This is a genomic window from Myroides sp. TSA_177.3 (assembly GCF_052691955.1).
Map to the genome: position 1 here is coordinate 61,914 of NZ_JBQZGD010000009.1, position 22,399 is coordinate 84,312.

Sequence of the window (22,399 nt, forward strand, 5' to 3'; positions counted from 1 at the left end):
AATTTCAATTAACAGAAAACGATGCGAGTAGGTTTTTTTCAATATGCTGTCATCTGGAGAGATATTCAAGCGAATCTAGATTATATAGCAGCAAAGGTGAAACAAGAAACATTTGATTTATTGGTATTGCCTGAGTTCTTTACAACAGGCTATGCAATGGATACACGAGAAGAGATTTTACCTTTTGTGGAAGATTTAAACAACAGCCAAACAGTTCAATTTCTAACGCGTTTACTCCAAGAAACAGGAAATGGATTCATCTCAGGGACAATACCTGAAATCGATCAGGGTGTTTTATACAACACCTCTATTTTAGTTGGTGCAGCAGGATTAGTTGCTTCTTATCGAAAAATACACCTACCCGATTATGAAAAGCGCTTTTTCCAACCGGGCGATACAGCTATTGTACATCAAACTGCGCAAGCAACTATTGGTTTAACCATTTGCTTTGATTGTTGGTTTCCGCAACACACATCGCTCCTGAAACTCCAAGAGGTGGATGTTATTTGTCATTCTTCTTGCTTTGGAGGGCCTGTAACTCCAACGATTATTCCTATTAGGGCTTTGGAAAACCAATGTTTCTATATCAGCTGCAATCGAATTGGCGAAGAATATTTCGAAGGCGAATTGGAATCCTATCGAGGGGAAAGTCAAATTGTCAATCCCGATGGAAAGGTAATTGCAAAAGCTGCAGACACAGAAAGTCTAACGTTGATTGACATTGACGTAAACGAGGTAAATCACCCTGATTTTGGCAGTTTAATTACGAAAGACTTTCAGTCTGAACACAACAAATACAAGATTAATTTATAGTCAAAGCGCGTTCCTAGGAACGCGCTTTTTTATTCTTTTTGAATCGCTATACGCCAACGTCCGAAGAAACGCAAACCACAAGCTTGCGCTAAGCGAATAGAAGGCCAATTATCCCATTGACAACGATATTGTAATTCACCTCCTTGTTGAATTACATACTGGCTTATCGTACGTACCAATCGTTGAGCATAACCTTTACCACGATGATTTACATGGGTCAATACGCCTAAATCCATAATTTTTGTGCCCTCCCAAGGATAAGCACTTGCTATAGCAACCATAATATCACCATCAAAACAGGCAAAAACAACCTCATGTGATAATTCTACATAAGCTGCATCTATGTCATCTTCACTATTGGCTTGCGTAAATGCCTCAAACAAAGCAGCATCAGTTGACGTAAGCTGTCGACAACTCCTATCCTGAATTTCTTTTTTCAACTCTTCTTGCTCTTCTTGTGAGTAATAATAAAGACAATCAGCTGTATATAAGGTAAATCCTTGAAAATTTAATGCTTTTTCTACTTCCTCAACTGTTATCGGAACCTGTCCTGTTTCTTTTATTTTTTGAACGAGTATAGGATGTAGACTAAGTACTTGTTTTGGCTTCTCATCTCGATCTAATAAAACCGCAGGATATTCTTTGTTAAGTGCTGAATTTTGATACACAACAAAATTTTGAGATTCAAACCACGAAAGCTCTTCTCCTTGCTGACTCAACCAATAGTCTTCTACCCGTGTAGAAAAAGGGGATTTTGTATCCATGTTCACTTTTATTTCTTATTTTTACTTTTTTATACTTCAATACGTCTTATGTTTTTCAACGAATTCCCAACCTTACAGACTGATCGACTCCTCTTAAGAGCCCTTCATTTTACAGATGCACCAGCACTATTTGATTATTTCTCTAGAGACGAGGTTACGGAATTTTACGATTTGCCTACCTTCCAATCTGTTCAAGAAGCGCAAGAATTACTCTTGGCTTGGCAAGAACGCTATCAAGACGACAATGCTATTCGTTGGGCCATTACCTTACAGGAAAGACCTGACCAATTGATTGGCACTTGTGGGTTTCACAATTTTTCTACTGAAAATGCTCGTGCAGAGATTGGGTATGAACTACATCCTAACTTTTGGAGAACTGGTATTATGACCGAGGCGATTCAAGCTCTTATTCCTTTTGGTTTTGAAGCATTTGATTTACACCGCATTGAAGCGTTTATCGACCCTACTAATATTTCTTCTCGTAAATTACTTGAAAAAGTAGGCTTACAAGCAGAAGGAGTTTTACGTGATTATTTTTTTGAAAAAGGAAAATTTGTAGATGCCGAGATTTTCTCTCTTTTAAAAAGAGACTATCAAATGCGTTAACACCTACAAATTTAGGACTAATTAAAGTGTTCTTTTCATTTCGAATTGAGCTAGGTCACTAGTCAAATGCAAGTGATTGAAAAAAGCAGCCATTGCCGCGGATGCATCATCAATATTGTAAACGTATATTGCCTTAGATTCGGTGATTTGCTGCATGGTTTGAATTAATTGTGTTGCAATTCCTTGTCTTCTGTGATTTGCATCTACAGCTAATTGGAGCACGCGTTTAGACGTTGGATTGAAAATAAGGTAACCTACCATTTTCCCTTCACTATACGCGCCTAAGATGTGACAACGGGCTTTGCTGTTTTCCAATGCGGATACCGCGTTTTGCCAAGACGGCTGAATATCCCAAAAAGAAGAAAAAACAGCCCAATTAAAATCAGTCAATTCCTTAATTTCAATTGGTTTATTCATCTGGTTCACGTCTGTTTCTCCTTCAAAACAGATTAATTTTCTGGCTTTGTGGTAGCCCATTTTTTCATAAGCGCGAATAGCAGCATGGTTTCCTTCGATTACTTCCAAGACTAATTGTTCTACTTTTAAAGGCCTTAATTGCTCGAATAACCAGGCATACATCTTAGCAACTAGGCCTTGCCCTCGATGCGAAGGCACTACGCCTGTAGCAGCATTATAAGCCGTTAGTTTCCCTTCTACCGTATTGAGTGCATGTAGCATAAACCCCACTAACTTCTCTTGATCTAAAACACCCACAGAAAGATTCAACTGGATGTTTTCAGCTGCTATTTTATTTTCTAATTGTTCCACAGTAAGCTGTAAAGGAATGATGTAATCCGCAAAGGATTCATTCAATACCTGAACAATGGCTTCTTTATCTACTTGACTTAAATCTATTACTTTCATATTTTAATCGTGCTTCTTTCTACTTCTCATTTTCTTTATACCAACGTATCGCGTTTTGCTCTTCTCTTTGGATGAATGCATCTTTACCATCGTTGTAATCATTTCCTGTCTCCCACTGTTGCTGTACCAACTGTTCTTTCAAGGCCTGATAGGCGGCTTTAACTGATGGATGTGTACGCAAATAATCGCGAAAGGCTAAATGGCGTGTCCAATTTTCAGACGTGGTAGGAATAACGTGAATATGGGCTAAACGCAGGTTGTGATCGTGCATTTTCTCGGGTATTTCATCCTGTACATCAATGACCTCAGGTAAAGCTAATGCACTTGGAGCGTCCTGCAACAAAACAAAATAACGGCGATAGGGCATATCGACATTATACTTGGGATAATACACATAATTTTGTCCTGCTAATAAGGCTGGAACTACATCTAGCTCTTCTTCGTTGCGAACACCAACCATAATATCAATAATAGGTTTAGCCGCCAATCCTTCAACGGATGTACTACCAATATGCTCAATGCGAGGTTGCAACTCTTTTAAACGAAGGGCTAATTCGCTTTTTATGTTTTCAAATTGTTCTTTCCACTTGGGATTATAGGGCTCGAAAGGTAAAATCATCTATCTATCTTATTCTTTAGGTTCACTTTACTATCATCGTCTAAAACAAAAGTAGGCAAAACCAAAAAAAGGAGGGCTACTATTTGTTTTCATTTGTGTTCAATTTATAAGGTTTATGACAAACAAAGGATAAAAGCCTTAGGTCAACCCAATACACGTATCTATTTATGTTCCCCTTTTCGAGTTTTTGATTCTCCTACATAAATCAGAAATAAAGGAAAAATGAATGGGAACATCTCCTACGCTATATCGACTAAAAACGGCACGAAAGAAGTCTGTTTTCGGGTGTTTCTTATTTTTTGTAAAAAAAGTTTACAAAAATTTTCAAAGGCTTAGTTTTTTATAACCAAACAGTTAATGAATCTTGAGGAGGTGGCGAGCAAAAAAAAGCGACAAAACGCTTGCAGATTAATAAAACAGCGCTATCTTTGCACCGTTCTAATTAAGAACTGAGGCATACGCTGAAGGGGAGATACTCAAGCGGCCAACGAGGACGGACTGTAAATCCGTTGGGTAACCTTCGCAGGTTCGAATCCTGCTCTCCCCACATAAAAACATACACGATCTTATACATTATTGTTAGACTAAAATAAAAAATACCAGAGGGGGAGATACTCAAGCGGCCAACGAGGACGGACTGTAAATCCGTTGGGTAACCTTCGCAGGTTCGAATCCTGCTCTCCCCACAAAACATACATATGCTATTTTAGTTTAACAATATAAGGAGGGGAGATACTCAAGCGGCCAACGAGGACGGACTGTAAATCCGTTGGGTAACCTTCGCAGGTTCGAATCCTGCTCTCCCCACACCGAAAAAAAAGCCTTCTAATAAAAATTAGAAGGCTTTTTTTGTTTACGATGTTTAGTTAACTGTCAACTGCAAACTGTCAACTATACACCGTACACCATCTCGAGGTTCCGACTGGATTCGAACCAATCTACTGATTATTGCGTAATCAGGCCTCCCAATCGGCCACGGAACCTTGTTAAGTTTACATTATTAACTAATCAATATACAAAATATTTCATTGATTTCCAAATACGTACGGGCGAATGGCAATTCGCCCCATATCATCCTCTTTTTTTATTTTTCGAATATACGGGTGCATTGCCATGCACCCCTACGTATATGGGACATTACCATGCACCCCTACATTTCCGCATGCACCGCCAATATATCGTTTAAATCGAATTCACTTCTTCCTTCTTTTACGATGCGGCGCAAAGCTCTTTTAATCAAAATACTTGCTTCTTTGGCACAATCTGCATACGCCTCGTACTCCTTCAATTTAAGTAATAAAACCAACGCAGCAAAGAGTTCTCCTGTACCAGGTGGATCGATGGGGACATAGTCGATTTTTACCACCTTGTAGGCTTCTTTTTGTTTAACAACAATATGAAGCAATTGATCGGTTGTATCTTTAAATCGACAACCAGTTATAAGGATGTCTTTGGATTGTAAGATTGGATGCTTCTCTACTGCACGTACTAGTGCTTCATAGGAAGTAACGGGTTGATTGAGTATCGTTTCTATTTCAAACTGATTGGGTGTCAATACATCCGCTAAGGGCAACAAATGTTCTATGATTGCCTTTGGAACTTCTTGATTGACGTATAACCCTTGTGGTTGATCTCCCATTACAGGGTCACATAGATAGAGTATTGCTGGATGACTCTTCTTGATGGTGCGAATAAACGCGGCTGTTTGTTCCACTAATGCAGCTGATCCGATGTAACCCGTTACAATAGAAGAAACTTCATCGAGTATATTTAGTTTCAAAATCCCCTCTAACACCTCCTGGAATAATGCACTAGGCATGAGTCCCCCTCCTACTGTTGGCAACCCATATCGGTTTGATAGGATAACCGTTGGAACGGTAATAGCATCTTGACCTGCAACTTGTAGAACGAGGGAAGTTGTATTACTCCCTACATATCCATAAGCCACTTTACTGTGAATGATAATTGTTTTCTTGCTCTTCATTGGCGTACTAAAAAAAAGACACTTAAATTTACTACATCTCAAGGCGAATTATTCGCAATACGGCTTTATTTTTTTATTTTTTCAATTACTTCTAGAAGCTGTGTCGAGATAAAGGATAGCTCTTCTTCTGTCAATTCTGTATGAATAGGCAACGACAGCACTCTTGATACCAAGTATTCTGTATGAGGCAATTTGTATGTGCGATCTTGTAAATTCTTAAACATCTCTTGTTGATGACAAGGCACGGGATAATAAATCATCGTTGGTACGCCTCGTTCTGCTAATTCACGGTGGACAAGATCTCGATCGACGCCTTCTAAAATCAAAGTATACTGATGATAGACATGGTGACTATAAGCAGGTTCAAAAGGAGTAATTAGATTGGCATGGTTAGCAAATGCACGGTTATAATACGCCGCTACAGCCCTTCTTTTGTCGCAATATTCATCCAAATATTTCAATTTTACATTCAGAATAGCTGCCTGAATACTATCCAATCGACTGTTTACTCCAACAATCTCGTGATAATAGCGCTTTTCAGAACCGTGATTGCAAATTTTCATCATTTTTGCTGCCAGTTCATCGGAGTTTGTCATAATCACTCCCCCATCACCATAAGCTCCTAAGTTTTTAGAAGGAAAAAACGAAACACAACTAATGGTGCCGATTGTTCCTGTCTTTCTAGTTTCATTTGCTGTACTATAATTTCCCCCGATACTTTGTGCATTATCTTCAATTACAGCAATCTTATGGGCTTCTGCAAGCTTCATAATGGGCTCCATATTCGAACATTGTCCGTATAAATGCACGGGGATAATTACTTTTGTTTTGGAAGTAATGGCTTGTTCCAAGCTCTCCATATTTAAGGTAAAGGTATCTGGATCTACATCGACGAATACAGGCGTTAGTCCCAATAAGGCTACCACCTCAACTGTAGCAATAAAGGTAAAAGAAGGCGTTATTACCTCATCTCCTGGTTGTAAATCCAACGCCATCAAGGCTATTTGCAGGGCATCTGTTCCATTCGCACACGGAATGACGTGCTTTGCTTTGGTATAAGAAGCCAATTGAGTGGTGAAGTTTTTAACAGCAGGACCATTGATAAATGCAGTACTATCAATCACTTCTTTGATTGCTGCATCAATTTCAGTTTGGATGCTTTGATATTGTCGTTTTAAATCGACCATTTGAATTGTATCCATAGTGTACCTTTGTGAATTAGTTTGTGTTTATGTTCTTCCTATCGCACTTCATTCAAGGGAGCCTAAGTGGCTATCCCTATGTTTTGTTGGGTACAAAAGTAACCGCTATTTGGATCATCATGCTATACCAGTTTACAACTTCTGTATAGTCCAGCAAATTGATGTACTTCTTCCTTCATCTTCCGCACAATAGCCTACTCATTTTCAATAGGATATAAAAAAAACCTCGCCACTTTCGCTGCGAGGTATCTTACTTAACAAATTAAATCTAGCGCTCATTTCACGCTGTATATAAAGAAAATTGCACTTAAACCGTATCCTTATTTTATTTTTATCCTTCCACTAAAACCTATTAACGGGCAAACATGGGATAATCTTGCATCAGGCGTTGCACCTCATCTTTAATTTGACGGTGTTTCACTGCGTTGTCTTTGTTTTGCAACACTTCGTGAATCAATTCGACAATGATGTACATCTCTTTTTGCAACAATCCTCGGGTAGTAATTGCAGGTGTTCCCACGCGAATACCAGATGTGATGGCTGTTGATTGTTGATCATAGGGAATCATGTTTTTATTCAGGGTAATTCCCGCTTGTTCCAAGACAATTTCAGCTTCCTTTCCGGTGATTCCTTTGCTACTTAAATCTACGAGCATCAAGTGGTTGTCTGTTCCTCCAGATACCAACGTATAGCCTTTATCTAAAAAAGCCGCTGCCATCGCACGACTATTCTTTTGAATTTGTTGGGCATAGGTCGTAAAATCATCCGTTAAAATCTCGTGAAATGCCACCGCCTTTGCTGCAATAGTATGCATGAGTGGTCCCCCTTGGTTACCTGGAAATACAGAAGAATCCAACACCGATGACATCATTCGAATCTCGCCTTTTGCCGTTTTCAATTGTTGTGGATTTTCAAAGTCTTTTCCCATCAAGATAATTCCTCCTCGAGGTCCACGTAAGGTTTTATGTGTGGTCGTCGTCACGATATGACAATGTGCAACAGGATCACTTAATAATCCCTTTGCAATTAATCCTGCAGGATGCGCCATATCCGCTAGTAAAATGGCTTGTACACTATCAGCAATAGCTCTGAAACGCTCGTAATCAATGCCTCTGGAATATGCACTCGCTCCTGCAATAATCATCTTGGGTTTTTCTTTCAAAGCAATGGCTTGTATCGCATCATAGTCCAATAGTCCTGTTTCTTTATTTACTCCATAAAAAACAGGTTGGTATAGTTTTCCTGAAAAATTTACTGCTGATCCATGAGTCAAATGTCCTCCGTGAGTTAAGTCAAACCCCAAAATCTTATCACCCGGTTGTAAACACGCAGCCAAGACGGCAAAATTAGCTTGTGAACCTGAATGGGGCTGTACATTCGCATAAGTCGCTCCAAAGATGGCCTTGATACTTTCAATAGCCATATTCTCCACTAAATCCACATACTCACATCCCCCATAATACCTTCTACTTGGATAACCTTCCGCGTATTTATTCGTTAAAATTGATCCATTAGCTCTTAATACCTCTTCGCTGACAAAATTTTCGGAAGCGATCAGTTCTAATGATTCTCGTTGCCTTGTTTCTTCTCTTTTAATTAATTCAAATAGAAGCTTGTTGTTGTAGTTGTTCATGATTGTTGCATTTACTTGTTGTTAAACCACAATAAAGTAGTTCCAAATACGTCATCTACTTTATTTGAGCACAAAAGTAGGTCTATCATGGAGCAATAAAACAACACAGATTAACAATATCTAGTAGTCCAGATAAACTTTAAATCAAGCATCAATCCATTTCTCTTTTCTCTGTTGTTAAACTTATTTATCTTTGATTTTCTCTTAAATTCAACCTCATTTTGGTTAACTATGAAAACAAAATACAACAGTAAAGTGTCACTAGGAACAATAACACTCTTTCTTACCATAGGAATCGCTTGCCTTCTGGCTGCATTTTTTATTGAAATTTGGTACATTTGGTTGACTGCCTTAATTGTGTTGGCTATGCTTATAGACGTTTACTTTCAAACCTATTATGAAATCGACACAACTCAAAACCTATTGCGTATCAAAGGGGGAATATTTGTAAATAAAAAAATTCCTATAGAAAGCATTCGCAAGATAGAAGAATCAAAAAGTGCAGTCAGCGGACCAGCTTTATCCAACCAACGTTTAGAAATTTACTATAAAACCTATGATAGTATTTTAATTTCTCCAGAAAACCCAATCGATTTTATTACGCAAATACAAACGTATAATTCAGATATTGAGTTTATTCCAAAAAACAAATAGTATCTTCTCCAAACGCTATAATTTTCGTAAATTCAATCTTTTATTCACTACTTTATTCTTATGTACCTTTCTACTACATACCCACAAATACACAAAACAACAACAGCGCTAACTGAGATATTACCTGTAAAAATGGTAGGTATTTATTTATATGGTTCAGCTGTTGATGGTGGATTGCGTCCTCAAAGTGATTTAGATTTTTTTGTAGTAGTTGATGCAACGGTAAGTGAAGAAGAAAAACAACGCCTCGTACAAGCCTTACTCCAAATTTCAGGAGCTATTGGCAATACGGCAGGTTTGCGTTATTTGGAAGTAACATTGGTGCATCAAGAAGAACTGGACAAAGGTACTTTTCCCATCCAACGAGAATTTCAATATGGAGAATGGCTGAGAACCGATTATCTCACTGGATTTATTCCACAAAAAACAATAGATCCGGACTTGACTATTCTCTTGCGAAAAGTCAAACAAAACAGTATAACCCTGTATGGAAAAGAGGCAATGGAAGTAATTCCTGCGGTTTCAAATGCAGCGTTTATACAAGCCATTCAAGCCAATGTCCCTCAACTAATTCAGGAAATTGAAGAGGATCAAACCAATGTCATCTTAACGCTTTGTCGCATGCTGTATTCTGTTCAAACGGGGCAAATTCTACCCAAAGATCAAGCTGCAACTTATTGCTTGCCTTATCTTCCACTCCCCTTTCACGCCTTGGTAGAAGAAGCAAAAGAAGCCTATTTGGGTACAACAACTTCGACCCCAACAACAGATCCAAAACGCCTTGCTGATTTTGGTGCGATAATGGCTGAACTGATTCAATCCGTGTAGTGATGTTGTAGTTTCTACGATTTACTGCGTACTGAAAATTGGAAATCACTCGGCCTAATGTTTAGCAATTGTTGAAATGTATTACTAAAAGCAGCAATACTAGAGTATCCGACTTCAAAAGCAACTTCACTTACATTTTTATTGTTCTCCATCAGTAATTCCATGGCTTTAATCATGCGCAACATTTTTAAATACTGTAAGAAAGAAATGGCCAAATGTGTTTTAAATAAACGCGTCAATGACCGTACACTATAGCCAAACGTTTCGGCCAGATACGTCAAGGTCAGTTCTTCTCCTAAGTTTTGATGCATAAAGTCTGTGATAGCCAACATATGACTATCTTCTGTCGTTGGCAATTGAATGGAAAAAGGTTTTCCTGGATCTTGCATGATAAAATGCTTCATCGTCGTTAGAAATTCATAGGCCCAAGTATCGGGAAATATAACGCCTTTCCATTGTCTTGCATACACTAACATTTCATACATCAGATGACTAACGGGATAAATCCCTAGTTCATCCATAAAATGATACTTTTGATCCATTTCCTCCTCGTGAAAGTAAATATTCAAAAGCACAATTTCTGTTGTATTTGACTTTACATTGTGAATCGTTCCTTTCGGAATCCAAACATAGTGCTGAGCGGGAATATAATACTCCCTTTCCTTCGTTTTCAAATAGGCAATTCCGCCCGAAACTAATAGAATCTGACTTTTATTGTGCTTATGTGGAGGAAAACGATGTTCCAATTGCTCGCGCATGATGTAAATGCTCTTTGGATATTCGTCAATATCTTTTTCTGCTTGTTGTAAGATTTTCATACTGGCTAAAATAAGTAAAATATTGGCTAGTTATATAAAATACTTAGAATCATTCTATTCTAGTTTTGCATAGAACAAACGATATAAAACAATGAAACAAAGTCGAAACATACTACTTCTGTTCTTTTTGCTAGCCAATTATCATTTCTTATTCAGTCAAGAGGCTACTCAATCAGCTGCTACTTTTGATTTGCAAAAAGTATGGCAGTACACCGAAGATAATTATAAAAAACTTGCGATTATCCGTTTACATGCCCAGGATAAACAAGAAAATATAAAGCAAACCCAAAGCAGTCGATTGCCAACGGTACAACTTGAAGGAAGCTATGGCAAACGATCTGATTTATCCCTGTATGAAGATGGATTTCTTCATCAGCCCACTGTGATTCCCATTCGATCCACCCAATACAGTACTTCTTTATCTACCGATTTGGTGCTGTATCAGGGAAATCAGAAAAATAGACAGCTTCAAATTCAAAAAGTAGAACTTGCCTCCATCGAAACGCAACTTCAACAAACTACAGCGGAAGCAAAAATTGAAAGTACAAAGTTGTTCTATGCCCTAGTTTTACATCTGAACTACCAAGAGTTAGTAGAGAAAGAGATTGCACAGGATGAAAAACAATTGAAAGATATACTGAGTTTATATGAAAATGGCACGATTCTAAAAAGTGATGTATTGCGCGCTGAGGTAACGCTATCGAATCACAACATGCTTTTAAAAGAAATTGAGAATAACCTCGTTGTTGTGACCCAACAATTAAATCTGATGATGGGACGAAAGGATACGGATGCGTTACTTCCTCAATATGCTGATTTAGATCAATTACCAACGTTTATCAGCTATGAAGAGCATTTGAATCAGGCCTTATTGGGAGCTTATTCCGTTCAACTAGCCAATCAAGAAATTGAAAAAGGAGCTTTGACACTCAAACAAATCTCGTCTGCCGTGTTACCTAAGTTATCCTTATTTGCTGATTATGGACTTAATTACCCTCAAAACAAAACCTATCCGTATGCTCAAGCGTTATATCATATTGGTCAAGTGGGGTTAAAATTAAATATTCCTATTTCTAATTTATACCATACGAAACACCAAAAAAACAGCCAGCAAATCGTCATGCTCCAACAACAAGTAGAGAAAGAGCAACAGCAAGATCAGATTAAAAATGAGCTCCAAACCTATGTGGTCAAGTATCAAGAAAGTTTAGATCGCATTGCATTAGCGGAAAAAACCATCCGTCAAACGACAGAAACGCTGCGCATTATACGCAACAGTTACTTTAATCAACAGGCCTTACTCATCGACTTATTAGATGCCGAAACGCAAGTTTTACAAGCGCGTTTTTCACTTACAAGTGCGAAAATTAATGCCAAAATTGAATACTATCAAATCCAAAAAATAACCGGAATATTATAAGCGTCTATCATGAATAAACATACTACAAAAACCGATCATCTTATTTTAAAAACCACTCAGATCTTAGCGTTAATCCTCTTAACGGGGTTAGTGATTTACGGCTTATTGGCGAGTGTAGAATATATCAAATACGAATCGACCAATGATGCCCAAGTGGAACAATATGTCAACCCAATTAACAGTAAAGTTGGCGGGTATATTCAACGTATTTACTTTGAGGAGAATCAACTGGTTCAGGCTGGGGATACGCTTTTAATCTTAGACAGTCGAGATTACAAAGCGACCTTGTCGGAAACTGCAGCTTCTCTAGAACATGCCCAAGCGCAATTGAGTATTCTCGATTCCAATATCAATACCCTAAACAATACAGCCCAAGTAGCCAAAGAACAAATCAAAGTGGCACAAGCCAAACTCACCAGACAACAACAAGAGTTTAAACGATATGCCAATCTACTTGCAGAAGAATCGACCACCCAACAACAATTTGACAATGTTAAAACAGCACTTGATATCGCGCAATCAGAGTACCAAGTCACCCAAAATAGCTACCAAGTAGCCTTGGCTAAAATTGAAGATATCAAGGCGCAAAAATTAGCTGCCCTTTCTGAAATTAAAAAACAAGAAGCTTCTTTAAACAAGAATCAACTTAATGTGGGGTATACTGTTATTCAGGCTCCTTACAAGGGTAGAATTGGCAAAAAAACCATTCAAGAAGGGCAATTGATTCAACCAGGGCAAACCCTATCTTATATTATCAATGAAGAAAGTGGGAAATGGATTGTTGCCAACTTTAAGGAAACGCAAATAGGCAAATTTCACCTTGGTCAAAGCGCTAGAATAACCCTAGATGCTTTTCCTGATAAAGAATTTAAAGGGGAAATTGAATCCATCTCCCCTGCAACAGGTTCACGTTATTCTCTTTTGCCTCCAGACAATGCAACAGGAAATTTCGTTCGCATCATTCAACGCGTTCCTGTACGAATCAAATTAGTAGAAGATTTATCTCAATATCCCAATCTATCTGCAGGAATGAATGCTAATGTTTATATCGACAAACCATGAAACTAGCTCCCCTCCCAACGTTTAAAACTTGGGTACCTGATTACCTTATTCGCATTACCATCTTTCTGCTGCTATTTCCAGCCTTAGCTGTTTTTGCTTTTTATTATAGCAATAGTTTAGACACTATGGGACATTATGGAATAGAAGCGGGTGATGTGCAATATTCTGTTTTACTAATGTACGGTGCCTTAGTTTGCTTTTTGCCTTTAGATGATCGATTGGTCAAGTATTTTAGCTTGCGAAAATACCTTCTCCTTGGAGTAACAATTAACACGATTACCTATGTGGTATGCGCAATAACTAGAGATTTAACCATCTTATTTGTCTGTCGTTTTATTCAAGGCGCTGTTTGTGCGCTCTTTTGCAGCATTTGTTTAAACTTACTCTTTCCGAGATTAAACTCAGCAAGAGCAAGAGTCATTGGCTATACCATTTTTTATGGGACACTCTTAGTTTGTGTTCCCCTTTGTGGTATTTTATGTAGCTATATTTTACAGTCTTATCCCTTTGAACTCTTGTGGTACCTCTTGATTTTATGTCAAGTACCTGGAACGATTTTACTGCTGATTACGACCAATAATGTATATTTAAAACCAAGACTCCCCTTGTATCAAGTGGATTGGGTTAGTTATATCTACTTTACCGTGATTATATGTTCCATCGGTTACATCTTTGTGTATGGACAAAAATTAAACTACTTAGAAGATGCAACCATTAGAGGCTTAAGCCTTCTCACATTATGTTCGATTCTCTTATTCGTCTTGAGGCAACAACGACTAAAAAGACCTTTTATCAACCTAGCCGTATTCCGATACCAAGACTTTTGTTTGGGTATTGCGCTGTTAATGGTATACTATTTTTTTAAAGGAACAACGGGATTTGCTTATACGTATTTACAAACAGCTTTGGGGGTGGAGTCCATCAATTTAACTCCTATTTACCTAGGCAATCTATTGGGAACGCTCGCTGGATTATTGATTACTTCTAGACTCTTATTAAACGGAACTGCAATTAAATACCTTGTACTGGGTGGATTTGCCTTATTGCTCATCTACCATGTCCAAGTCTATTTCTTATTTTCAAGTCAAGGGGATCAAGATTCTTTTATTCTCCCTTTCTTTATTCAAGGAATGGCCATGGCAGCCCTACATATTCCCCTTATAGTTTATACAGCAGCTTCTATTCCACCTGCTATTTCCAATGCCGTTTCCTTTTTGGGAATCAGCTTTCGATTTTTGAGTTTTTCGGTTACCATAGGCTTAACCAACTACTTTCAGCTATTTAATAGAAGTTCACATTACAACCGAACCGCAGACTATGTAACGGAACTAAATCCGTTTCATACAGCAACAATTCAACATTTTCAACAACAGGTGCTTCTAGATGGTAAAGATGCTGCGTTAGGTACACAACTGGCAAGCAAATTATACAACACTCATATTTTACAACAAGTCAATTACCGCGCTTCCATGGATTATTACAGCTGGGCGATTTGGGGATTGGCAGGAGTTATTCTAATGGTTTTACTCGCCAAACCAACTAAAAAGGTCATTGCGAAATTGAGTAGAAATTTTATTCCTTACTAAGCTTTTGTACTTTTTTCAACGGGGAATCCATGCTAAACATGGGTTCCTTTTTTTTATGTCTTCTTCCAATCAAATCAAAATTGCCTCAATTAAAAAATGGAACTACCTCCATTGAAGTAGTTCCATTTCTATAAAAAAGCGATTATAACAAAAAAAAATTACAAGGTTAAAGAAGCAGGTCCAAATTCTTCAAAGAAAATAGCTGCTTTATCTACTTTTTGATCTACCAAATACTGGTAGTGTTTCTCAATAAATCCACGAGGTCCACAAATGTAGTATTCCGCTTCTTGTGATACAATATCCTTTTCTATTTGCGCTAATTCCACCCAACCTGTGTATGTATTTGGTGCAGCTGTTTCTACAGTATCATAAAAAATATGTTGCGTCACATTCGCATTTGCTTGTTCTACTTCCGCTAGGCGTTGCTTAAATGCGTGAACTTCTAAATCTCTACAACCGTGTACCCATTTAATTGCTGGTTTCTGCTCCCCTTGAACAAGTGATTCCAACATAGCTAAAAGCGGCGTTTGTCCGATTCCTCCACTAATGAATACTTTTGTTTTTGCTGGGGTATCTTGTAAAACAAATACACCAGACGGTGCTGAAAGATCCACTAAATCTCCTGGTTGAATAACCTGATGCAAACGGTTGCTAATTAATCCATCTGGATGTTGACTTCCACTTTCTCTTTTTACAGAAATACGGTAATATTCTCCATTTGGCGCACAAGAAATACTATATTGTCTTGGCTGTAATAGGTTTAGTTCTGGTAAGAACATACGCAAACTAAGGTATTGCCCTGGTTTAAAACCAGCAATTGGTCCTTGATCTGCTGGGTATAGATAAAACGAAGTAATCTCCGCAGATTCTACTACCTTGTCTTTAACCACAAAAGGTCTCCAACCTGTCCATCCTCCTTTTTCATTTACTTTTTGGTTGTAGATATTTTGTTCATGTCCACTCATCAAATCTGCCAATTCTTGATAAGCTACTGCCCATGCACCTAATAAATCATCCGTAGCTAAATCACCCAGTACTTCTTTAATAGAAGCAATCAAGTGTTTTCCTACAATTGCATAATGCTCTGCTCGGATATCCAAACTGGTATGTTTATGTCCAATAGAATCCACCACTGGAAATAAAACACTCGGATCATCAATGTGCTCTGCATACGCTAAAACAGCCATAGCTAAAGCGGTTTGCTGCTTTTCATTTTGTTGGTTTCCTCTATTAAAAACATGTTGCAACTCTGGGTTGTGTTGAAACATGCGTTGATAAAAATGTTTTGTTAGCACTACCCCGTGCTCTCTTAGAATAGGAATCGTAGCTTTTACTAATTCTTTTTGTTCTGTTGTCATGATTTACTTGTTTTGTTATCCAGATAAAAAGAGCTTTTTATCTTTTATTTACTCATACTCTTGGTAGGTTTATTCTACCTGTTTACAAATAAAAGACTTTTATCTCTTTTATTCAAGTAAAAGACGAACTTATTTTTAGTTCCTTTTTTTTATTTATTTAGTGTAAACTGCCCTTCAATCAAACCTAAATTGAATTGGCCAATAGTTGTAGTCTTCAATACGTGAGCTAAGTTATCTCTAATCTGCTTGAAATCATTGTGTAAAGGACATGGGTTTGTTTCTGAGCAATAACTCAATCCCATTGCACAGCCTACAAAGAGTTCTTTGCCTTCTATTGCTTCTACGATTTCTGCCAAGGGGCGATTAAAATCCTCTCGTTCTAGAAAAAAACCTCCATTCGGTCCTTTCGTTGATTGAATAAGGCCCTCACGACTTAATTTTTGGAGAATTTTAGCTAAGAAATGTTCTGGAGAATTGATTTCTTGCGCAATCTCCTTTATTCCAGACTTATGTCCTTCCTCACTTCTTTTGGCAATGTATAAAACAGCTCTTAATGCGTATTCACAAGTTTTTGAAAAAATCCCCATAACTTCTTATATCTAGTATTGTATGCTTCTCGGTGGCAAATGTATGATAATTCTTCCGTATTCTATTCCTCAATGAATGAATTGCGATTCGCTAGTACCTCTTTTTATTTCAAGTATTTAACGAAATATTTAGGCACCTCTTCATACCCTTGTCTCAAATAAAATTCATGGGCTTGGGTTCTCCTGCTATGACAGTGTAATTCAATGCGATCACAGCCCATTTGTCTTGCTAAAGCAGCAACATAGTCCTCCACCTGTTTGCCTATTCCTTTACTTCTTGTTTCTGCATCTACAGCGAAATAGCTGATTCGCATAAAATCACCACGCACGGCTAATTGAGGAATGAGAGACAATGAGATGAAGCCAATGACTTGGTCTTGCTCTTCCACTACCAGTAATTTTTCTCGGCTATCCTGTCTCATATTGACAATTTTAGCAGGTAAAAAATCTAACGTATCTGGATAACCTAGCTGTGTTAAAAGATCAGCAACGACAGCTGCATCTTTTTCTTCCATAGTTCGTATCTTCATCTTTGCTCTTTTTAGTCTTGTTCAAAAGAAAGTAAGGTTCCGTCTTTTTTAAATTCGATGGAATACCTCTCACGTTCATTGCTAATCGTTCTAGGATACCAACGCACTCGATTTTTTCTCGTGATCACATACACCGTTAAATCGGAAGGATTTCCTCCTATTTCTTCTACTTTTTCTTTTAATGCTTCATACACATTGTTTGCATGTACAAAAGGAATCTCATCTAAAGATACGATGTCTTCCTTAACTTTCGTGTGTTTTGACAATACAATTGGTTTGGGTTCCTGCCAATGTCCATCAACATAATAGTATTCATCTACATAGTTGGCATTATCTGGGTTTTGAATCTGCAGTAAAACGCGATGGTTATCGTAAAAATGAATGGATTGATAGACATAAATTGGTTTGTCTTTCAATTGCGGAAGGTTGCGCAACGCGGTTTCTACCTCTTGTAAATCTGCTCTATGTGCTGCAAATTCGGTCTTCTTTTGAGGTTGAGTAATCGCTGCTGTTTCTATAGGAAGTTCCTCTTCTACTACCTGTTCTTTTCCTTCAACTGATTGACTGGTTGTGCTTCCGTTTTTTGTAGCTTCAATCGACTTCAAAAAATCTGTACACGAACTCAAAAAAACAAGCGCGAATACAAGTACACTATGTCTAACTATAGTTCTTTTCTTCATGACTTACTAGGGATTAATATCTTGTTCAAATTGTGCTTTTGACGGTTCTTTGGGGTCATAGAACAAGCTACAATAGGTTTGATTTTTAATACTCCCCACCTCGAGTAAAGACACTATTTTCTTTATTTTTACTTGATGGATTATCCCTTTATCATCGGTGTATTCTACATCAAATCGAACTTCGGGTTGTTCATTGATATAGGTTCCTGTTTGTTGAACGTTTACAATGGTTCCATTGGCTCGTTTACCTCTAAATTTCAAGGCCAAACTAGACGTTCCAATATTCATTTTTCTAAAAATCAAGAACTTTACAATCACGTAAATAATGCCCGTAAATAGAATTAAAAAACCAGCACTACTGATTAAAGGATGACTCAACGTTAGAAAACGCCAACCATAGCCTTCACTTTCTAATTGATAGGAGAACGTATAGTAGTACAACACCCCCGCTAAGAAAAGCAACCACAACGCAAAGAACAATCCATTTATTCGTCCTTTGGTTCCTTCCAAAATAACATAGGGCTGTTTCTTAAAGGTTGAATCTACGCGTAGATGAATCATTTTCCCTTCGACAAAACGGTTTTGTTCCGGCTTGGAGTCATTAATATCCATCTTGTGCTCAATACTTTCGTTCTCTAGATTATGCAACTTCAAAACCAAGGATCGCATAGCTATGTTGTTTTTAAAAATTGCATTTGAACTCACTTGAGCAATACGTGCCTCAATGCGTTTTCCCGTTTGATTAATTTGCGTAATATTTCGCTTAGACTGAATCGTATACTTGAAGACCCAGTACAATAAAACAGAAAATATAACCACCCAAAGGGTGATACTCAATCCTAGATACACCAACGCTTCTGTCGGGTTTACAGTTTCTAAATGATGCCTTTGAAATTCACTCCCATAATAGATAATTGCAGGATGAGCGAAAATAAAATACAAGAAAAACAAAAGCCAAAAAAGCCCAAAAATCTTACTCATGTACGTGTTTTTTGTTTAGTTTTTTCGTGTAAGGTGAAGGTAAAACGCTAGTAGAAATCTATTTTTTGTTTGATGATTCTACAAAACTACAAAAAAAACAATAAAACGGAGTAAAGCGAAAGGGGGTGCTTTGTGTTTTGTGAGGTTTGTGCTTTGTGAAGTCGTTTTTTTGCTTTTTTGTGAAGTCGCTTTTTTGCAAAATCGTGAGAATTGTCGATTAAAGAAGGCAATCTGATTTAATTAGAAACCACCTCATCAATCTCACCTTCTCACCTTCTCACCTTCTCACCTTCTCACCATTCACACCCAGTATGTCACCCCGACGAAGGAGGGGTCGCATCCAGCGCTCACATAATACGCTGTTCTTTGGAAGGGTTGTTCTTTGGAAGAGGCTTTTTTGCAAATCGCCTTTAGTCGATAAACCCTACAACTTCGCAAAAAACAAAAAAGCAACCTACCTATGTGAGGTTTGTGCTTTGTAAAGTAGATCCGTTATTTCCATAATTTATCTTGTTACTTGGCAAATTGCCATTTGCCACTACGGAATTTTACCGCTCACCTTCTCACCCCCTCACCTTCTCAAAAAACTACTCCTTCACTTCAAAAATCGCTTGGATCGAAACACTTGATCCCAGTGGTAATGAACTTGCGCCTCCCGTATTTCTCGTATGTTTTCCTTTTTCTCCCAGTACCTCAACGACCAAATCTGACGCTGGATTCATCAATACTGCATGTTTTGTATAGGTATCTACCGTATTAAAAGCTCCGATTAATTGAACACAACGCTGTACTTTATTCAAATCGCCTCCTACAGCATCTTTCAAAATAGCTAACACATTCAGCATGGTTACTTTTGTTGCTTCTTTTACCTCTTCTTCCGTTACATCTACGCCTAATTTTCCTGGGTTGAATATTTTACCATCTTTCAAGGCAACTTGATTAATAAACACCAAATTACCCGAACGCACATACAGTTCGTAATTACCGACTGGTTTAGGCAAGCTAGGTAATACTATCTTTTTATCCTTCAGCTGTTGATTAACATCTAACGCAGCTTGAGTTTCCTTGGGTTTCACTATGGATGGTGATTTTTTAGTTCCGCGTAATGCACTTGCAACTCGAGCTAATTTCTCTCCTTGATTTTGGGCCAAATAACGCTCCTCTTGAGTTGGTCGTTCTCCTTTGTTAATAGACATCGGACTCGTAACGCCCAATACGGAGTTCCCTTGCTTTTTGGTGGTATCTATTTGATCAAATCCTTGAATACCATTGGGAATTAACAACATTCCATGAACAACTAATGTATTCCAAAAAGCTTGCAACGCTAATTCATTTGCTGCTCCACTCCCCCCTGACATAAACACTGTCGCTGGTTTTTCTTCTAATGCACGTGCCGTCCATAGGTCAATCGTTTGTGCAAAGAAAGCACTCATTCCTGTGCTCATATTGCCAAAATAAACGGGAGAACCAAAGGCAATTCCGTCGTATTGAGGCAATTCATCTACTTGTACCAAAGGAACAGCAGCCAATGCTGGATTATTGTTTTCTTTTACCTTTTTAATTGTCGCCTTAGCTCCTGGCCAGCGCTCAACACCTTGAGCGATTTCTTTGGCTAAAGTATACGTACCTCCTTGATCCGAATCAAGGAGTACTAAAATATGAGTGGTTGGTTCTTGTGCCATAATGCGTTGGGTACTTAAAGTTAATACGATTGCGAAAAGCAGGATCGATACTTGTTTCATTTTTATCTATTTTGACTTGTTCTATACAAAGATACACTTGCTTTTTTTATTAACTTTGCCAAAAAGTATATGCAAAACGACACACCTAAATGTGGATTGATTGAACAAAATCAGGGGAATTATAAGGATAAGCTATCCATTGATGCCTATTTTTGGTATGTCCAAGATTGGCAACATGATGCGTATACCCACTCCCATCAACGCTACCAATTGACTTATGTAGAACAAGGGTATCAGTATTTCCATCTGGACAATAAAACCTATTTAGTTCCACAACATCACGTCATTTGGATTCCCTCTCATACGGAGCATCGCATCAGTTCTGAAGCTAAAACGGTACACTTGCGCGTTGCCTTATTTAAAACCGTACCGCAAGATGATTTCTTTCAACAAGTACACGTTTTTTCAGCTCCTCCTGTATTGAAAGAAATGCTGTTGTACGCAAGTAAGTGGAATCAAGTCGTTGATGAAAATCCAGATCAAGCGCTTTTCATCCAAGCCATTCTGAGAAATCTTCCTGAATTCTGTCAGGAGAATGAATCGCTGCGTGTACCGGTTCCTACGCATCCGCGTTTATTGGAAGTTTGTACTTACATTCATACACACTATCACACCAACTGTGCAACAGCTGATTTAGCTGGTATTGCCCAGATGTCTACCCGAAGTGTACAGCGCCTTTTTAAGCAAGAAACAGGTATTACCCTTCAGAAATACACTCAGCTCATTCGCATTTTAAAAAGCATTGAACTCCGTGATACGCAGCAATATACATTAAGTGAAATTGCACATCTAGTAGGATATAGCAGCTTATCCGCTTTTACGCTATCCTATAATACTATTATGAAATCCAAACCACACAAACACAAATAATAGTACTAACGATCCCCCCAATTGTTTAAACCTTCCCCCTCTATTTGCGAAGTTTTTATACTTTTTTCACACTCCTTTGCATGTAACCCATTCTTTTTACTTAATTTAGCCTCTAATTAAAAAAAACTAAATATGAAAAAATTAGGCCTACTTTTTAGCATTTTACTGACGTCATTTGCTTTTAATTCTTATGCTCAATCACCTATTAATGTAGGGATTAAAGCGGGCGCTAACTTTACAAACTTTTCAAGTAATCCAAAAGACTATAGCAGCAAAACAGCTTCTGGTTTCGGAGTAGGTGCTATGGCGCGTATTAACTTAAATCGTTCGTATATTCAAGCAGATTTGATGTATTCAGAAAAGAGCATCAAGTTTGAATCTGATCTTAGCAGTGATAAAACAAAGATGAAAAACATCGAAATTCCTGTGGTATATGGATACAAATTATTAAAAAGTCCATTGTATAACCTAAGAGTTTTTGGTGGTGGTGTATACTCTGTTGTTTTGAACGACTTATCTAAAGGTTCTGTCGATAATGCATTCAATGAATTTGATAAATCTAATATCGGATACCGTGTAGGTGCTGGTGTGGATATTTTAAAATTCACTGTAGACGTTTCTTATGATGGAGGTTTAAACAACGTAAGTAAGAGTTTCTCATCAAAACCAAATACTTGGTTTATTGCTGTTGGATATAAATTTCTATAATCCCACTTCCCATTATAAAGAAAAGGCTATTACTATGCGTAGTGATAGCCTTTTTTTATTTCCTCCCTTATTTTGCAACAGGCATTGAAC

The 22,399-nt window shown here is 37.8% G+C and carries 22 protein-coding genes and 4 tRNA genes; 12 read left to right on the forward strand and 14 right to left on the reverse strand.

Annotated features, from left to right (window positions below; all coding sequences use genetic code 11):
- Positions 1-21: 21 nt before the first annotated feature.
- Positions 22-813 carry a carbon-nitrogen hydrolase family protein gene (locus ACUTSE_RS10345; RefSeq protein WP_445640175.1) on the forward strand — a complete coding sequence of 264 codons (792 nt, stop codon included), beginning with the start codon at positions 22-24 and terminating at the stop codon, positions 811-813.
- A gap of 29 nt (positions 814-842) precedes the next feature.
- On the opposite strand, the gene ACUTSE_RS10350 is transcribed toward ACUTSE_RS10345, so the two are convergent.
- On the reverse strand, positions 843-1,577 hold the full coding sequence (locus ACUTSE_RS10350) for a GNAT family N-acetyltransferase (protein ID WP_445640176.1): 735 nt from the start codon (positions 1,575-1,577) through the stop codon (positions 843-845).
- 48 nt (positions 1,578-1,625) lie between these two features.
- Between ACUTSE_RS10350 and ACUTSE_RS10355 the strand changes: the two genes are divergently transcribed.
- The gene (locus ACUTSE_RS10355; protein ID WP_445640177.1) at positions 1,626-2,183 is read left to right on the forward strand and encodes a GNAT family N-acetyltransferase; all 558 of its coding nucleotides are present in this window, start codon (positions 1,626-1,628) and stop codon (positions 2,181-2,183) included.
- A gap of 21 nt (positions 2,184-2,204) precedes the next feature.
- On the opposite strand, the gene ACUTSE_RS10360 is transcribed toward ACUTSE_RS10355, so the two are convergent.
- Both ACUTSE_RS10360 and ACUTSE_RS10365 read right to left on the reverse strand, forming a co-directional pair.
- Positions 2,205-3,047, reverse strand: coding sequence for a GNAT family N-acetyltransferase (locus tag ACUTSE_RS10360; protein ID WP_445640178.1), 843 nt, complete (start codon positions 3,045-3,047; stop codon positions 2,205-2,207).
- Positions 3,048-3,066: 19 nt separating this feature from the next.
- On the reverse strand, positions 3,067-3,666 hold the full coding sequence (locus ACUTSE_RS10365) for a GrpB family protein (protein ID WP_445640179.1): 600 nt from the start codon (positions 3,664-3,666) through the stop codon (positions 3,067-3,069).
- Between the two features lie 466 nt (positions 3,667-4,132).
- Between ACUTSE_RS10365 and ACUTSE_RS10370 the strand changes: the two genes are divergently transcribed.
- The 3 genes from ACUTSE_RS10370 (at position 4,133) to ACUTSE_RS10380 (ending at position 4,473) form a co-directional block, all read left to right on the forward strand.
- A tRNA-Tyr gene (locus tag ACUTSE_RS10370) sits at positions 4,133-4,213 on the forward strand.
- Between the two features lie 58 nt (positions 4,214-4,271).
- Positions 4,272-4,352: transfer RNA gene (locus ACUTSE_RS10375), tRNA-Tyr, on the forward strand.
- A 40-nt stretch (positions 4,353-4,392) separates the two neighbouring features.
- Positions 4,393-4,473 (forward strand) — tRNA-Tyr (locus ACUTSE_RS10380).
- A 106-nt stretch (positions 4,474-4,579) separates the two neighbouring features.
- On the opposite strand, the gene ACUTSE_RS10385 is transcribed toward ACUTSE_RS10380, so the two are convergent.
- The 4 genes from ACUTSE_RS10385 to glyA form a co-directional block, all read right to left on the reverse strand.
- Positions 4,580-4,649: transfer RNA gene (locus ACUTSE_RS10385), tRNA-OTHER, on the reverse strand.
- 167 nt (positions 4,650-4,816) lie between these two features.
- Positions 4,817-5,650 (reverse strand): pyridoxal kinase, encoded by an 834-nt coding sequence (pdxY, locus tag ACUTSE_RS10390; RefSeq protein WP_445640180.1) that lies wholly within the window; start codon positions 5,648-5,650, stop codon positions 4,817-4,819.
- Between the two features lie 65 nt (positions 5,651-5,715).
- On the reverse strand, positions 5,716-6,852 hold the full coding sequence (locus ACUTSE_RS10395) for a DegT/DnrJ/EryC1/StrS family aminotransferase (RefSeq protein WP_445640181.1): 1,137 nt from the start codon (positions 6,850-6,852) through the stop codon (positions 5,716-5,718).
- Between the two features lie 352 nt (positions 6,853-7,204).
- The gene (gene glyA / locus ACUTSE_RS10400; RefSeq protein WP_445640182.1) at positions 7,205-8,485 is read right to left on the reverse strand and encodes a serine hydroxymethyltransferase; all 1,281 of its coding nucleotides are present in this window, start codon (positions 8,483-8,485) and stop codon (positions 7,205-7,207) included.
- 231 nt (positions 8,486-8,716) lie between these two features.
- Here glyA and ACUTSE_RS10405 point away from each other — a divergent pair, with 231 nt between their 5' ends.
- Entirely contained in the window at positions 8,717-9,139 is a 423-nt protein-coding gene (locus ACUTSE_RS10405) for a PH domain-containing protein (RefSeq protein ID WP_445640183.1), read from the forward strand.
- 60 nt (positions 9,140-9,199) lie between these two features.
- Positions 9,200-9,967, forward strand: coding sequence for an aminoglycoside adenylyltransferase family protein (locus ACUTSE_RS10410; protein WP_445640184.1), 768 nt, complete (start codon positions 9,200-9,202; stop codon positions 9,965-9,967).
- 14 nt (positions 9,968-9,981) lie between these two features.
- On the opposite strand, the gene ACUTSE_RS10415 is transcribed toward ACUTSE_RS10410, so the two are convergent.
- Positions 9,982-10,785 (reverse strand): helix-turn-helix domain-containing protein, encoded by an 804-nt coding sequence (locus ACUTSE_RS10415; RefSeq protein ID WP_445640185.1) that lies wholly within the window; start codon positions 10,783-10,785, stop codon positions 9,982-9,984.
- Positions 10,786-10,876: 91 nt separating this feature from the next.
- Between ACUTSE_RS10415 and ACUTSE_RS10420 the strand changes: the two genes are divergently transcribed.
- From ACUTSE_RS10420 to ACUTSE_RS10430, 3 genes are read left to right on the forward strand one after another with little or no spacing between them, the layout of a single operon-like run.
- Positions 10,877-12,205, forward strand: a complete 1,329-nt coding sequence (locus ACUTSE_RS10420; RefSeq protein WP_445640186.1) for a TolC family protein — start codon at positions 10,877-10,879, stop codon at positions 12,203-12,205.
- Positions 12,206-12,214: 9 nt separating this feature from the next.
- Positions 12,215-13,267, forward strand: a complete 1,053-nt coding sequence (locus tag ACUTSE_RS10425) for an HlyD family secretion protein (protein WP_002991407.1) — start codon at positions 12,215-12,217, stop codon at positions 13,265-13,267.
- On the forward strand, positions 13,264-14,853 hold the full coding sequence (locus ACUTSE_RS10430; protein WP_445640187.1) for an MFS transporter: 1,590 nt from the start codon (positions 13,264-13,266) through the stop codon (positions 14,851-14,853). Before ACUTSE_RS10425 ends, ACUTSE_RS10430 begins: the two co-directional genes overlap by 4 nt.
- A gap of 158 nt (positions 14,854-15,011) precedes the next feature.
- Here the strand turns inward: ACUTSE_RS10430 and hmpA are convergent, their stop codons facing one another.
- The 6 genes from hmpA to ACUTSE_RS10460 form a co-directional block, all read right to left on the reverse strand.
- Positions 15,012-16,211: an NO-inducible flavohemoprotein gene (hmpA, locus tag ACUTSE_RS10435; protein WP_445640188.1), complete on the reverse strand. Its 1,200-nt coding sequence runs from the start codon at positions 16,209-16,211 to the stop codon at positions 15,012-15,014.
- A gap of 149 nt (positions 16,212-16,360) precedes the next feature.
- The gene (locus ACUTSE_RS10440) at positions 16,361-16,798 is read right to left on the reverse strand and encodes an RrF2 family transcriptional regulator (protein WP_002991399.1); all 438 of its coding nucleotides are present in this window, start codon (positions 16,796-16,798) and stop codon (positions 16,361-16,363) included.
- 104 nt (positions 16,799-16,902) lie between these two features.
- Positions 16,903-17,328, reverse strand: coding sequence for a GNAT family N-acetyltransferase (locus tag ACUTSE_RS10445; protein ID WP_445640189.1), 426 nt, complete (start codon positions 17,326-17,328; stop codon positions 16,903-16,905).
- Positions 17,329-17,339: 11 nt separating this feature from the next.
- Positions 17,340-18,008 carry a hypothetical protein gene (locus tag ACUTSE_RS10450; RefSeq protein WP_002991396.1) on the reverse strand — a complete coding sequence of 223 codons (669 nt, stop codon included), beginning with the start codon at positions 18,006-18,008 and terminating at the stop codon, positions 17,340-17,342.
- Positions 18,009-18,014: 6 nt separating this feature from the next.
- Complete coding sequence (locus ACUTSE_RS10455) at positions 18,015-18,989, reverse strand: hypothetical protein (RefSeq protein WP_445640190.1); 975 nt, start codon at positions 18,987-18,989, stop codon at positions 18,015-18,017.
- 587 nt (positions 18,990-19,576) lie between these two features.
- Positions 19,577-20,731: an Atu1372/SO_1960 family protein gene (locus tag ACUTSE_RS10460; RefSeq protein WP_445640191.1), complete on the reverse strand. Its 1,155-nt coding sequence runs from the start codon at positions 20,729-20,731 to the stop codon at positions 19,577-19,579.
- A gap of 69 nt (positions 20,732-20,800) precedes the next feature.
- Here ACUTSE_RS10460 and ACUTSE_RS10465 point away from each other — a divergent pair, with 69 nt between their 5' ends.
- Positions 20,801-21,601 (forward strand): helix-turn-helix domain-containing protein, encoded by an 801-nt coding sequence (locus tag ACUTSE_RS10465; protein WP_445640192.1) that lies wholly within the window; start codon positions 20,801-20,803, stop codon positions 21,599-21,601.
- 132 nt (positions 21,602-21,733) lie between these two features.
- Positions 21,734-22,309 (forward strand): porin family protein, encoded by a 576-nt coding sequence (locus tag ACUTSE_RS10470; protein WP_002991387.1) that lies wholly within the window; start codon positions 21,734-21,736, stop codon positions 22,307-22,309.
- The last annotated feature ends 90 nt before the right edge of the window (positions 22,310-22,399 follow it).